Source organism: Paenibacillus oryzae (genome assembly GCF_001675045.1).
GTDB lineage: Bacteria > Bacillota > Bacilli > Paenibacillales > Paenibacillaceae > Pristimantibacillus > Pristimantibacillus oryzae.
This window is the reverse complement of sequence record NZ_LYPA01000026.1, coordinates 53,899-66,940: the sequence shown is the minus strand read 5'-3', so window position 1 is coordinate 66,940 and position 13,042 is coordinate 53,899. Positions and strand designations below refer to the sequence as shown.

At 50.9% G+C, this 13,042-nt stretch carries 12 protein-coding genes; all 12 read left to right on the top strand.

The window, feature by feature from the left end; genetic code table 11:
* The first annotated feature begins 623 nt into the window (after window positions 1-623).
* The gene (locus A7K91_RS02265; protein ID WP_068679250.1) at window positions 624-2,201 is read left to right on the top strand and encodes an anthranilate synthase component I family protein; all 1,578 of its coding nucleotides are present in this window, start codon (window positions 624-626) and stop codon (window positions 2,199-2,201) included.
* A 341-nt stretch (window positions 2,202-2,542) separates the two neighbouring features.
* On the top strand, window positions 2,543-3,124 hold the full coding sequence (gene pabA, locus A7K91_RS02260; RefSeq protein ID WP_068679248.1) for an aminodeoxychorismate/anthranilate synthase component II: 582 nt from the start codon (window positions 2,543-2,545) through the stop codon (window positions 3,122-3,124).
* Entirely contained in the window at window positions 3,121-4,218 is a 1,098-nt protein-coding gene (locus A7K91_RS02255) for an aminotransferase class IV (RefSeq protein WP_068679246.1), read from the top strand. The genes pabA and A7K91_RS02255 overlap by 4 nt, the downstream gene beginning before the upstream one ends.
* A gap of 33 nt (window positions 4,219-4,251) precedes the next feature.
* Entirely contained in the window at window positions 4,252-5,097 is an 846-nt protein-coding gene (folP, locus tag A7K91_RS02250) for a dihydropteroate synthase (protein ID WP_068679244.1), read from the top strand.
* 77 nt (window positions 5,098-5,174) lie between these two features.
* Window positions 5,175-5,567: a dihydroneopterin aldolase gene (folB, locus tag A7K91_RS02245; RefSeq protein ID WP_068679242.1), complete on the top strand. Its 393-nt coding sequence runs from the start codon at window positions 5,175-5,177 to the stop codon at window positions 5,565-5,567.
* Window positions 5,564-6,139 carry a 2-amino-4-hydroxy-6-hydroxymethyldihydropteridine diphosphokinase gene (gene folK, locus A7K91_RS02240; RefSeq protein WP_156739258.1) on the top strand — a complete coding sequence of 192 codons (576 nt, stop codon included), beginning with the start codon at window positions 5,564-5,566 and terminating at the stop codon, window positions 6,137-6,139. The genes folB and folK overlap by 4 nt, the downstream gene beginning before the upstream one ends.
* Entirely contained in the window at window positions 6,076-6,303 is a 228-nt protein-coding gene (locus A7K91_RS02235) for a helix-turn-helix domain-containing protein (RefSeq protein WP_068679238.1), read from the top strand. The genes folK and A7K91_RS02235 overlap by 64 nt, the downstream gene beginning before the upstream one ends.
* Before the next feature lie 8 nt (window positions 6,304-6,311).
* The gene (gene dusB, locus A7K91_RS02230) at window positions 6,312-7,313 is read left to right on the top strand and encodes a tRNA dihydrouridine synthase DusB (RefSeq protein WP_068679236.1); all 1,002 of its coding nucleotides are present in this window, start codon (window positions 6,312-6,314) and stop codon (window positions 7,311-7,313) included.
* 202 nt (window positions 7,314-7,515) lie between these two features.
* Window positions 7,516-7,992, top strand: a complete 477-nt coding sequence (gene greA, locus A7K91_RS02225) for a transcription elongation factor GreA (protein ID WP_068679234.1) — start codon at window positions 7,516-7,518, stop codon at window positions 7,990-7,992.
* A gap of 76 nt (window positions 7,993-8,068) precedes the next feature.
* Window positions 8,069-9,568, top strand: a complete 1,500-nt coding sequence (gene lysS / locus A7K91_RS02220; RefSeq protein WP_068679232.1) for a lysine--tRNA ligase — start codon at window positions 8,069-8,071, stop codon at window positions 9,566-9,568.
* Between the two features lie 321 nt (window positions 9,569-9,889).
* On the top strand, window positions 9,890-10,675 hold the full coding sequence (locus A7K91_RS02215) for a tyrosine-protein phosphatase (protein WP_068679230.1): 786 nt from the start codon (window positions 9,890-9,892) through the stop codon (window positions 10,673-10,675).
* Window positions 10,676-10,806: 131 nt separating this feature from the next.
* Window positions 10,807-12,879 carry an S-layer homology domain-containing protein gene (locus A7K91_RS02210; protein WP_068679228.1) on the top strand — a complete coding sequence of 691 codons (2,073 nt, stop codon included), beginning with the start codon at window positions 10,807-10,809 and terminating at the stop codon, window positions 12,877-12,879.
* Window positions 12,880-13,042: the final 163 nt, after the last annotated feature.

Sequence of the window (13,042 nt, the reverse complement as noted above, 5' to 3'; positions counted from 1 at the left end):
GCTTGCGCTGGTTTGTATGAGGAATCGTACAAAATGGTGGAGTAACAAGGCAGATTGCGTTGGTTTGTACGAGGAATCGTACAAAATGGTGGTGTAGCGAGGTAGCTTGCGCTGGTTTGTACGAGAAATCGTACAAAATGGTGGTGTAGCAAGGCAGATTGCGCTGGTTTGTATGAGGAATCGTACAAAATGGTGGAGTAACAAGGCAGATTGCGCTGGTTTGTACGAAGAATCGTACAAAATGGTGGTGTAGCGAGGTAGATTGCGCTGGTTTGTACGAGGAATCGTACAAAATGGTGGAGTAGCAAGGCGGATTGCGCTGGTTTGTATGAGGAATCGTACAAATTCAATTTAAATGTACTATTATGCAGCCAGTTAAATTAGAGTTGCTGCAATGGCTCGTACTTTTTTGAGCTGCCTCTCTCTGTTCCTGCAAGAAGCGGGGGCGTCAACAGCCCTTGCTATTTATTGATGAATTCAGAATATGCTGGTATGATGTTGAAAGCACTAGGAGACGGGGCATTTCTGTTGGGACAATGGGGTTGTCCCCCGGTTGTACATTGAATTTTTGGAAGCATTATACTTCATACTATACATAATTATCGGAGCGGAGGTTGGCGGGTATGGCGACCGCATGGGAGCAATGGGCCAAATGGCGTGCAGAAAGCAAATATACAACGTTGCCCTTTGTAAAAGAGCTGTTTATTCCCGGCGGCACAGGGCCGGTGACCTCCTGGGAAGAAGTTTGGCAGGATGCGTCGCCTTATGCTTTTGTGCTGGAGAGCGGGAAGGACGGCCGATATACGTATTTGGGGCTGCATCCCGAGGGAGTCATTCGCGGCAAGGGCTTGGAAGCGGAGTCTATCGCGTTTCAGCCGATGGAGGAGCAGCGGCCAGTCCACAAGCATTGGAAGGGCAAGCCGCTTGATATCGTGCGTCGCTGGATGGGCGACAGGCGCGGGCCAAAGCTTTCGGAAGGCCCCAAGTGGCTGGGCGGCGCTGTTGGTTATTGGGGGTACGACGTCATTCGCAGCATCGAGAAGCTGCCGGAGCTGGCGGCGGATGATATCGGCTTGCCGGACTTTCTTTTTCTCAAAATGAATGAGATTTGGGTAATTGATCACGAAACGTCGGCTGTTTATTGCGTTGTGCATTCCCCGGTTGAAATTGGCCTTGCAGAGGACGAGCTGCGTCTTCTCTATGAGCAGGCGTCGTCCCGCGCGGAGGGGATGGCGGACTACTGGCTGACCTGGTTCCATGAGGAGCGGGCCGCTCAGAGGGCTGTGGAGCTTCAGGCTTCGAGGCGTAGTCTGATGGAGCGGGAATCGCTGCACATCGATGTGGAGGCGCTGGAGGGCGTAACCTCGCCTTTTGCCAAAGAGGCATATATGGATGCTGTTCGAGCCATTCACGACTACATCAGGCAAGGCGATGTGTTTCAGGTCAATTTGTCTCAACGGCTAAGCCGCAGAACGCAGAGCAGTCCGGAGGAGCTGTATGAATGGCTTCGGTTGTTCAACCCTTCGCCGTACATGGGTTTTCTTCGCTGTCCTGACTTTCAGCTGGTATCGGCGTCGCCGGAGCTCCTGATCGACAAGGTGGGTGATCGTCTATCTACGCGTCCTATTGCGGGCACAAGAAGACGGGGGCGCACGGAGGAAGAGGACGTTAAGTTTGCGAACGAGCTGCTGGAGAGCGAAAAAGAGCGCGCCGAGCATATTATGCTGGTTGATCTGGAGCGAAATGACCTTGGCCGGATATCGCAATATGGCACGGTTAAGGTGAAGGAGCTTATGGTGATTGAGCGCTACTCCCATGTCATGCATCTTGTTTCGCAGGTAGAGGGGAAGCTGGCTTCCGGCAAGGATGCTTATGATGCCATTGCGGCGACCTTCCCTGGAGGAACCATTACGGGCGCTCCCAAAATCCGGACGATGGAGATCATCGAGGAGCTGGAGCCGGTGCGCCGGGGCCCATATACGGGCTCGATGGGGTGGATTGACTATAACGGCGATATGGAATTTAATATTATTATTCGAACGATGGCTATACAAGAAGGCAATGTTCATATTCAAGCGGGAGCGGGCATTGTAATTGATTCCGATCCCGAACGGGAGTATTATGAATCGCTGAACAAAGCAAAGGCGCTGTGGAAGGCGATTCAATTCAGCGAACGGCTGGCGGAGGAACGCAAGTCGTAGAAGCTGGTAAATAGAAGCAAAAAGTGCAAGCAAGAATCAGCAAGCGCAAGAAGCACCAAGTAGAGCAAGAAACACCAAGTAGAGCAAGAAGGTACAAGTAGCGCAAGAAGCACCAAGTACAGCAAGAAGGTACAAGTACAGCAAGAAGCTACAAGAACAGCAAGAAGCAGCAAGCACAACAAGTACAAGCGGCAATTGGCATGCAGGCACAAGAAATACGAGCGAGAAACAAGTAGCACGAGCAAGAAATAAGAAGCAAGAAAATAAGAAGCAGGGCGGTATATGCAAGGAATAGACAGTGCGCGCAAAGAGCTAGGAGCTAAAAAAGGGGGCGGCGGACCATGATACTGGTAATCGATAACTATGATTCGTTTACGTATAATCTTGTGCAATATTTGGGCGAGCTTGGGGAAGATATCGTGGTCAAGCGCAATGATGAAATTGATCTGGCCGGCATCGAGGAGCTTAAACCGGACCATATTCTTATTTCTCCAGGTCCATGCTCGCCTAATGAGGCGGGGATCAGCCTGGCGCTGATTGAACGCTTCAAGGGAGAAATTCCGATTTTTGGCGTATGTCTGGGACATCAGTCCATCGGACAGGCCTTTGGAGGCGAGGTTGTACGTGCGGAACGGCTGATGCACGGCAAAACCTCTCCGATTTTGCATGATGGAAAATCGGTTTTTGAAGGCATGGAATCGCCGTTTACGGCAACACGATATCACTCCCTCATCGTTCGCCGGGAGACGCTGCCGGATTGTCTCGAAATTACTGCCGAGACAGAGGAAGGCGAAATTATGGGGCTGAGGCATAAGGAATATGCAATAGAGGGCGTGCAGTTCCATCCGGAATCCATCATTACTGATCATGGATTGACGATGCTGCGCAATTTTCTGAAAACCAGGTCCGGTAAATCGGCATGAAGGTTGGACTAAACGGAGCTCTTGTACAAGCGGAAAAGGCTGTGATCTCGGCATACGATCACGGCTTTTTGTACGGTATCGGGCTATTTGAGACGTTCCGAACATACGGCGGCGCGCCTTATTTGCTGGAGCGTCATATGGACAGGCTGCGCGGCGGCTGCCGGGAGCTTGGCATTATTTTGACCATGACGGAGGAGCAGTTGGCGAATCAGGTGTCCAGCCTTCTGGAGGCTAACGGCTTGAGCGACGGCTATATCAGGCTGACCGTCAGCGCGGGAGCAGGAGAGCTGGGTCTGCCGTCCAGCGATTACGCAGAACCGACTATCCTGTTGATGGCGAAGCCTTTGCCGGCTGTCGGAGCGGAATGGCTGGCCATGGAGCCCCCTGCGGCCAAGGAGCTGAGGCTGCTTCATACTCGCCGAAATTCGCCTGAGGGTAGCATTCGTTTCAAATCTCTTCATTATATGAATAATATTATTGCGAAGCGTGAGCTCTTGGGATTAGGGGGAGCTAAATCCTCCACAGAGTCGGATGGCAAACCTGATCAGTTAACTGTCATGAGGGCCGAACCGGCTCGCTCGGGCGCTACTGAGGGCTTAATGCTAAGCCGGGAGGGCTGGCTAGCGGAAGGCATCGTCAGCAATTTGTTTTTTGTCTCCAAAAACGATGGCGTTATTTGCACGCCTTCTATTGATACAGGCATTCTGCCCGGCGTAACAAGAGAAAGGGTGCTTGAGCTGGCGCGGGGTGACGGTTTTGCCGTAGAGGAGGGCCATTACGCCTGGGAGGAGCTGCTGGAGGCTAGGGAAATTTGGCTGACGAACTCTGTGCAGGAGCTTGTGCCCGTTGAGCTTTTAACGGATCTGGACGGCCGCTCGGCGGTTGTGGGCATTAGTCAGGCTCAATGGATGGGAAATGCCGGATTTGGGAGAGGTACCGGGTATGCTGGTTGTATAGAATCAGAAGGAAATGCCGAATCCAGTCCGGTCTCTGCCCCGAGCAACGAGCCAGAGCCAGAAAGCGTTTCGAGGTCCGTTTTTCGGCGGCTGCTGAAGCTTTATAGAGAGGATATTCAGCGCAACTGTTTGCTATAAAGAAGCATTAATAGATGTAAGGAGGCGAAGAGGATGGGGGATAAACCTAACTTTTGCCGGCGGCGCTATCAACTGAGCGAGGGAGTGCCTCTGGAATTAGGGAGTCGCACGTTGATTATGGGCATATTGAACGCCACGCCGGATTCCTTCTCCGACGGCGGCAAATATATGGATGTGGACGCGGCTGTCCGGCACGCAAGGGATATGGCGGAGCAAGGCGCCGACATTCTGGATATTGGCGGGGAATCGACGCGGCCGGGCTTTGAAGCGGTTGATGCGGAGGAGGAAATCAGGCGAGTTGTGCCTATTATCGCCGCTGTGCGGGAGGCGCTTCCCGGAATGCCGCTGTCAATTGACACGTATAAGGCGGCTACGGCCCGTCAGGCGCTGGAGGCTGGTGCGCATATCATAAATGATATTTGGGGCCTGAAGGGCGATCCTGATATGGCGAGCGTGGCGGCAGAATACGGATGCCCCGTTATCATCAGCCATAATCGGACCGATAGCAGCTATAATGATCTGGTTCCCGATGTGATTGCCGACCTGAAAAGCAGTATAGGCCGGGCAGAGGAAGCGGGCATCAACGCGGACGCCATCTGGCTCGATCCCGGCATTGGTTTTGCCAAAACCTACAATGATAATCTGGAAATGATGGGGCGGCTCCATGAGCTTGCGGAGCTGGGTTATCCCGTTTTGCTGGGCACCTCACGCAAACGATTTATTCGCCAGGCTCTGGATCTTCCCGTCGATGAAGTAGTGCTGGGCACCGCTGCAACCGTTGCGATTGGTATTGCGCAGGGCTGCCAAATTGTGAGAGTGCACGATGTGCGGGACATGCGCCGTGCCGCCTTGATGGCGGATGCCATTTATTACCGTTAAGGAGGCTGTTCAACAACCGGGTTCATCAAACATGTATTTTTTCCGAACACGTATAACAAAAAGGGGCGTTCCTTGTTATGGATAAAATGAAAATGAAGGGCATGTCCTTCTATGGCTATCACGGCGTTTTTGCGGAGGAAAACCGGCTTGGGCAGAAGTTTATTGTCGATCTGGAGCTGTCGCTTGATCTGGATGCCGCCTCGCGGAATGACGACCTGGAGCAGACGATCAATTACGCGGAGCTTTATGCGGTCGTTAAGAAAATCGTGGAAGGTCCTCCCGTAAAGCTGATTGAAGCGCTGGCCGGCGCCATTGCATCCGGTGTGCTGGACGCTTATACTATGATACATGAATTGACTGTTGGCGTAACGAAGCCGAATCCGCCGTTCGACATTCATTTTGACGGCGTAACGGTAGAGCTGACCCGCAAACGCGGAGCGGACGGAGCAATTATGCGTTCGGAATCATGACTGGATGGAGAGATGAAGAGATGGCCGGAAGCCAGTCGGAAGCTTATATTGCGCTAGGCTCCAATATTGGAGATCGGGAGGGGCTGCTCCTCAGCGCGCTGGACTCTATTGACGGGCATCCCGGTATTAGCCTGGAGCGTTTCTCAGGCATCTACGAAACCGACCCTGTGGGCTATAACGACCAGCCCGCGTTTCTTAATATGGTCATTGCTGTGCGAACCACGCTCGAACCGCTGGAGCTTCTACGGGAATTGCAGAAGCTGGAGCTGAAGCTGGGCAGAACCAGAGAAATCCGGTTTGGTCCCCGCACCATTGATTTGGATCTCCTCTTATATGAGGAGGTTGTTATGGACCTGGAGGAATTGACGCTGCCGCATCCCCGTATGATGGAACGGGCTTTTGTGCTGGTTCCTCTGAACGATGTGCTGAACCGCGCGCATCCTTTGGCAGAACAGGCAGGCAAGGCTTCGCAAGAGGCTTTTCGGCAAGGAAAGGAAGGCATTGCATTATGGAAAAATATTCAGCACACAACAACCAGCTTGCGCAGCGCATCAGAGCGTTTCGAAAGCTGAAGGGATATACACAGCAAGGCTTGGCTCAAAAAATGGGTATCTCCGTAGCGGTATTGGGCTCGCTGGAAAGAGGCACGCGCAGGAGCGATCCCAGGCTGCTGGAGCAGATTGCGGCAACCTTAGGCATTAGTCCGGAAGAGCTTGTGACAACAAAGGAGGAGTAAGGAGCGGCATGCTGACAATCGGAGACATCGAGATGAAAAACCGGGTTGTTCTTGCGCCGATGGCCGGCGTCTGCAACCCCGCTTTTCGTTTGATTGCCAAGGAATTCGGGACTGGGCTGGTTTGCGCCGAAATGGTGAGCGACAAGGCTATTTTGCACGGCAACAAGCGTACGATGGAAATGCTTTTTGTGGATGAGCGCGAAAAGCCGCTTAGCCTGCAAATATTCGGAGGCGACCGGGAATCGCTGGTTGAGGCCGCCAAGGTCGTGGATAAACAAACCAACGCGGATATTATCGACATTAATATGGGATGTCCCGTGCCTAAAGTAACCAAGTGTGATGCCGGCGCCCGCTGGCTGCTGGACCCCGGCAAGATTTACGAGATGGTGTCCGCTGTTGTGGACGCTGTTGATAAGCCTGTAACGGTCAAAATGAGGATCGGCTGGGATGACGAGCATGTCTATGCGGTGGAGAACGCCCGCGCGGTGGAGCGTGCCGGAGGCAGCGCCGTCAGCGTGCATGGCCGTACCCGGGAGCAGCAATATACGGGCACAGCCAACTGGGATATTATAAAGGAAGTTAAAGGAGCCGTGAACATTCCGGTGATCGGCAACGGCGATGTTTTTTCTCCGGAGGATGCCAAGCGAATGCTGGAGACAACCGGTGTTGACGGAGTTATGATCGGCAGAGGCGCACTCGGCAATCCATGGATGCTGTATCGTACCATTCAGTATCTGGAGAGCGGCAAGCTGCCTGGCGAACCAACGCCTCGCGAAAAGATGAAGGTCGCCATTCTCCATCTGGACCGGCTGATTGCAATCCGGAATGAGGCGGTGGCTGTAAGGGAGATGCGCAAGCATCTGGCCTGGTACCTCAAAGGGCTGCCCGGAGGGGCGCGTGTGAAGGATGTCATAATGGAAGAAACCGGCCGTGACCGGCTGGTCGCTATTTTGGACCAATACATTTCATCCCTTGAGGAAGAAGCGGCTGAAGGCGCATTAGCGCTCTAGCTGGAAGCAAGTCGCCCGAACATCGGCTGCTTACATTGACATTCGGGGGACCATGCAATATAATCGTGCAATATAATCTAACAAAAGATTGCCAATATGACCACTCCGAGGAAGGTATGACGGCGATCATGCGTAATATATTAAGTATCAGTGAATTCATACCCGGTATGAAAATTAGTCACGCGACAGGAGAATCGGAAAGATGAACGATAAGCAAATCATTCTGACTCAAGACGGACTTAAAAAGCTTGAGGAGGAACTGGAGAACCTCAAATCGGTCAAGCGGCGCGAGGTGGCCGAGCGGATTAAAGTCGCCATCGGCTATGGAGATATTAGCGAAAACTCCGAATATGAGGATGCCAAAAACGAGCAGGCTTTTATTGAAGGCAGAATTATTACGCTGGAAAAAATGCTTCGCAATGCTCGTATTATTAATAATGATGAAATTGATACCGAAGCGGTGAGCATCGGTTCTACCGTTATTGTAGAGGATATGGAGTTTGGCGATACAATGGAATATGCGATTGTCGGCACAGCAGAGTCCGATCCGCTGCAAAACAAGATTTCCAATGAAAGCCCTCTCGGAAAAGCCATTTTGGGCAAAAAGCAGGGTACAGTTGTTGAAGTCAACGTTCCGGCGGGCATTATTTCATATAAGATTGTCGATATCAAAAAATAAGGCGTAAACATTTGGAAAGCTTCCTTGCTGGAAGCTTTTTGAACGTTTGCCTGAGTACCAAGGAGATGAGCGAAAAGTGGAACATGAAAACAACGAGCAGGAGCTTAGCGAGCTTTTGCAAATTCGCAGAAACAAGCTGGATGAGCTAAGAGGGCTCGGCGTTGATCCTTTTGGACAAAAATTTCAGCGCACGCACAGCGCAGACGATATTCTCAAAAGCAGTGAAAGCCTTAGCAAGGAAGAGCTGGACGAGCAAGCGACGGAGGTTGCCATCGCGGGCCGCATTATGCAGAAGCGCAGCATGGGCAAGGCGGCTTTTGCCCACATTCAGGACCTGAGCGGCCGCATTCAAATCTATGTGCGCCAGGATAGCATATCCCAGCAGCAATACGAAGCCTTTGACCTTCTGGACATTGGCGATATTGTTGGCGTGAGCGGCACTGTATTCCGTACCAAAACGGGCGAAATCTCCGTTAAAGCCCTGGACATCGTTGTTTTGACGAAGTCGCTCCTGCCGCTGCCGGACAAGCATCATGGCTTGAAGGACGTCGAGCTGCGCTACCGCCAGCGTTATGTCGATCTGATCGTTAACCCGGATGTTCAGCAGACGTTTATTACCCGTTCCCGCATTATCCAGTCGATGCGCCGTTATCTGGATTCGCTGGGTTATCTGGAGGTTGAAACGCCAACCCTGCATTCCATTGCGGGCGGCGCCGCCGCGCGTCCATTCGTCACGCATCATAACGCGCTGGATATGGAGCTGTACATGCGGATCGCCATCGAGCTGCATTTGAAGCGCCTGATCGTAGGCGGTCTGGAGAAGGTATATGAGATCGGACGCGTATACCGGAATGAAGGCATCTCCACCCGCCATAATCCGGAATTTACGATGATTGAATTGTATGAGGCGTATGCTGATTATGAGGATATTATGAATCTGACCGAAAACCTGATTGCTCATATCGCCCAGGAAGTGCTTGGCACGACCCGGATCAAGTATCAGGAGTACGATGTGGATTTGACGCCAGGCTGGCGCCGCATCAGCATGGTGGATCTGGTCAAGGAAGTGACCGGCGTTGATTTCAGCGTCAACATGAGCGATGAAGAGGCGCATGAGCTGGCCAAACAGCACAAGGTGCCCGTAGAGCCCCATATGACATTTGGCCATATCGTCAATGCCTTTTTTGAAACGCATTGCGAGCACACGCTCATTCAGCCGACATTCGTAACGGGCCATCCCGTCGCGATTTCGCCGCTTGCCAAAAAAAGCAGCGTGGACGAGCGCTTCACGGATCGCTTCGAGCTGTTTGTTGTGGCGCGCGAGCATGCCAATGCATTTACCGAGCTTAATGACCCGATCGACCAGCGCGAGCGGTTCCAGTCCCAGCTGCAGGAGAAGGAGCAGGGCAACGACGAGGCGCATGAAATGGATGACGACTTTATCCGCGCGCTGGAATATGGCATGCCGCCAACTGGCGGGCTTGGCATCGGCGTTGACCGTCTCGTCATGTTATTGACGAACGCGCCGTCTATCCGCGACGTGCTGCTGTTCCCTCATATGCGGGGCGAGCATTAATATAACGGATTTCAACAGAGGCGTTGCATATGCAGCGCCTTTTTTCTTTAACAAACTGGAAAACCTATAAAAAATCCAATAAAAACATAGTAGGTCAAAGGAATCATTTTTGAGAGAATAGGTCCCTAAAACTGGGATTCTCTGAACAAAATCTGAACTTTTTCTCTCATTTTTGATAGAAAGCGTTTTCAAAAGGGGGTTTTGGCTTTGTATATTTGGAAACTCTAGGATATACTGAGGGTAATGTCGTTTGACTGTCGGAGCATGAAGCAGAATGTCGAAGATTATCAACAACTGCTGACGAAGGAGTGAACAGTCGGCATGATAGATATCCACAGTCATATTTTACCCGGATTGGATGACGGGGCGGAGAATTTTGATGATACGCTGAATATGGCCCGGGCAGCCTGTTCAGAGGGGATTACAACCATCATCGCAACGCCTCATCACGCCAATGGAGCTTATATGAATCCGGCTTCCGATGTGCGACGGCTCGTAGAATCAGTTAATGCTAGACTGATAGAAGCGGGAGTGCCTGTCACAGTAGCCGCAGGTCAGGAAATTCGCGTTCATGATGATCTGCTGGATGCCTGGAGCCGAGATGAATTGCTCACGCTGGCCGGCAGCAGATATGTTTTGCTGGAGATGCCGTCTTCCCGTATTCCGAGGTCTATGGAAGAAATGATTCATGAGCTGAGTGTCATGGGGTTAACAACGGTTATCGCTCATCCTGAGAGAAACTCGGAGGTTGTGCAGCATCCGGAACGGTTCGAGAAATTAATAGAGCTCGGAGCATGCGGACAGGTAACCACCCATTCCTTGCTCGGCGTATTCGGAAAACGGATTCAACAGACTTCGCTTTCATTGCTCAAGCAAGGCAGTATCCAATTTGTATCGTCAGATGCGCATCATATCTCCCGCCGGGGCTTTCGATTGGGCGAAGCCTATTCGTTCATTGAGAGAACAATGGGAGAACAATGGAGCAGCTATTTGAGGGACAATGCCAGACGGTTGCTGGACAATACGCCGCTGGGCGAGCAGCCGGCTTCTTCCACAGCAGGGGGAGGACAATGGCGCAGGCTTATGTCCTTATTTTCAAGAAGGTAAGGGAATGTGCAGGTAAAGGTTCAAGACTGGCTTCACAAAACCGATACATAAGAAAGCAGTGCCTTTGGTTTTACTAGACATTCATCCATTTAAGATGAGTGCAACTATTCTAATTATAGAGGTGATTGGTAATGTCGTTCAAAAAGAAACTGGCAGTAACAACAATCGCGGCTAGCGTTGCCATGTCCGCATTCGCAGGCATCCCACTCAGCAATAAGGGATTGGCCGAAAAGCTTGGTGTTAGTAATGTGGTTCAAGCTGCTGCATACTCTGATTTCGCGAATCGTGCTCAACAGGTATACTCGCAGCTGACTCCTCAAGGCTTGGCAAATGTAAATGCATTCAGAGCAGAGATTGCTCAAGCGATTGCGGAAGATCCAGCTATTCTGCAACCTCTAGTTGCAAAAATCGTTAATCCGAATGTCGACAGCGCTACTATCAACGACTTGATCGAAAGCGTTTTGACTCTCCCAATTGGAAGCACCTGGAAAGATGATTATGAAAACATTGCGAAAAACAATGAGGGTTTCCTGGACAAGCTTGAACCAGGCTTGTCTGTAGATGACGTCGCAACTGTGCTTCACAACATGGAGCTGAGCGTGGCTAAAATTGTTGGCAATTTGACTCTCAGCGACATCAGCGACTTGAAGGCAATCAAAGCCCAGCTAAAAACGGCAGCTACTGATGCAATCAATTCCAATGATAAGTTTAAAACATACGCAAATAGCGTAGGGATTACTTCCCAAGATTTGGCTGACGTGTTCACCAGCCTTCAGGATAATGATAAAGTGAACTTCCAAACGGGTGTAAAAGCATTTGTATCTCTTAACGAAGCTTACAAAGCTGCATTCCCTGCACCAACTAATAACAATCCAATAAATATTGGCGGTATCGGCGGATTCCCGTCCAGCAGCCTTCCACTCGACGCGGAAGTTGCAGTGAAAAATCTGGAATCACTCAAAACCAGACTGGCTGAAGCAACAGAAGCGCAAAAAGCAGAATTGATTGAACGTGCTGTCAAGGATGCCCATGCTGCTGCTGTTAAGCTTTCTGCCATTAACAGCATCCCTTCCGTGGTTGGCAATGTGGCAACACTTTCTCCTAATGAAAACAATGTGCTGAATATCATTAAAGGCATCGCGGCTATTGCAGACAGCCTGAAGAGCGTGACGGGTGAAGCACTGCCAGCTGTTACGCTGACGCTAAGCTTCGGTTCGGTATCGCAGTATGAAATGCTTATCAGTCTTCCGGCTTCCATCGTGACTGCAAGCGCAGATGCAAAATTGGCTGGAATCGCCGTACAAGCAGGCAAATTCGGAGTGGAAATTCCGGTTGGCGGAGATATCACTGGCGCTGTTGAGCTTAAAGTAAACCAAGCAGCTCCTTCCCAAGAATTGAATGAGCAAGCAAAGGTTGTATCCAAAGTTTTTGAATTTAATCTCACTTCAAACAATGTGGTTGTAGATCAGTTCTCGAATCCTGTGAAAGTTAAATTGCCTGTCGAAGTTACTAATGATGTTGATACTGATTTGTTGACACTTGCCAAAATTATTGAGGGTAAACTGAATTATTATGGCGGTCGATACAATAAAGCAGAGGGATCTTTTGTTGAACTGCGTGATACCTTCTCCTCTTATGCAGTAGTGGAAAACAAGGTATCCTTCGGCGATACAGAAGCAGTTGAAGCTTGGGCTGGACGCGCAATTCAAGTCATTGCAGCTAAAGGCGCAATCAACGGCAAAGCGGAAGGCGTATTTGCTCCACAGGATCAAGTAACTCGCGCTGAATTTGCGAAAATGCTGATTCACGCTCTGGATATGGATAACGTATCTGCAAAAGCGACGTTTGGCGATGTAGGCGCTAGCGAGTGGTTCGCTCCTTATGTTGCTGCGGCGGCTGACCTGGGCGTTATCAACGGACGTTCGGCTAACCGTTTCGACCCTCATGCAAAAATTACTCGCGCTGAGATGGCAACAATGGTTGCACGCGCATTGAAAGCAAAAGGCGCTGCAGCAATCGAAGACCAGGATGCTGAGCTGGCGATTTTCTCTGATGCTGGACAAATCAGCTCCTCGCTGAAAGATGGCGTTGCATTTGCGGCTCACCACGGCATCGTGGTTGGCAACGAAGGCAAGTTCTCGCCAAACAGCAACGCAACTCGCGCTCAAGCTGCAGTGATCATTTACAGAGCATTCAACTTCTAAACAAATATATTACAATCACCACAAAATCTTCCTCCCATGTGGATGGGGGGGAGATTTTTTACGAAATCTCACAGAATATCTACCCCTATAGTGGTATAATGCAGAAGGGCATGGTGCTAGAGAACTATACATCATGATGAAAACTATGTCTAACGGAGGAGTA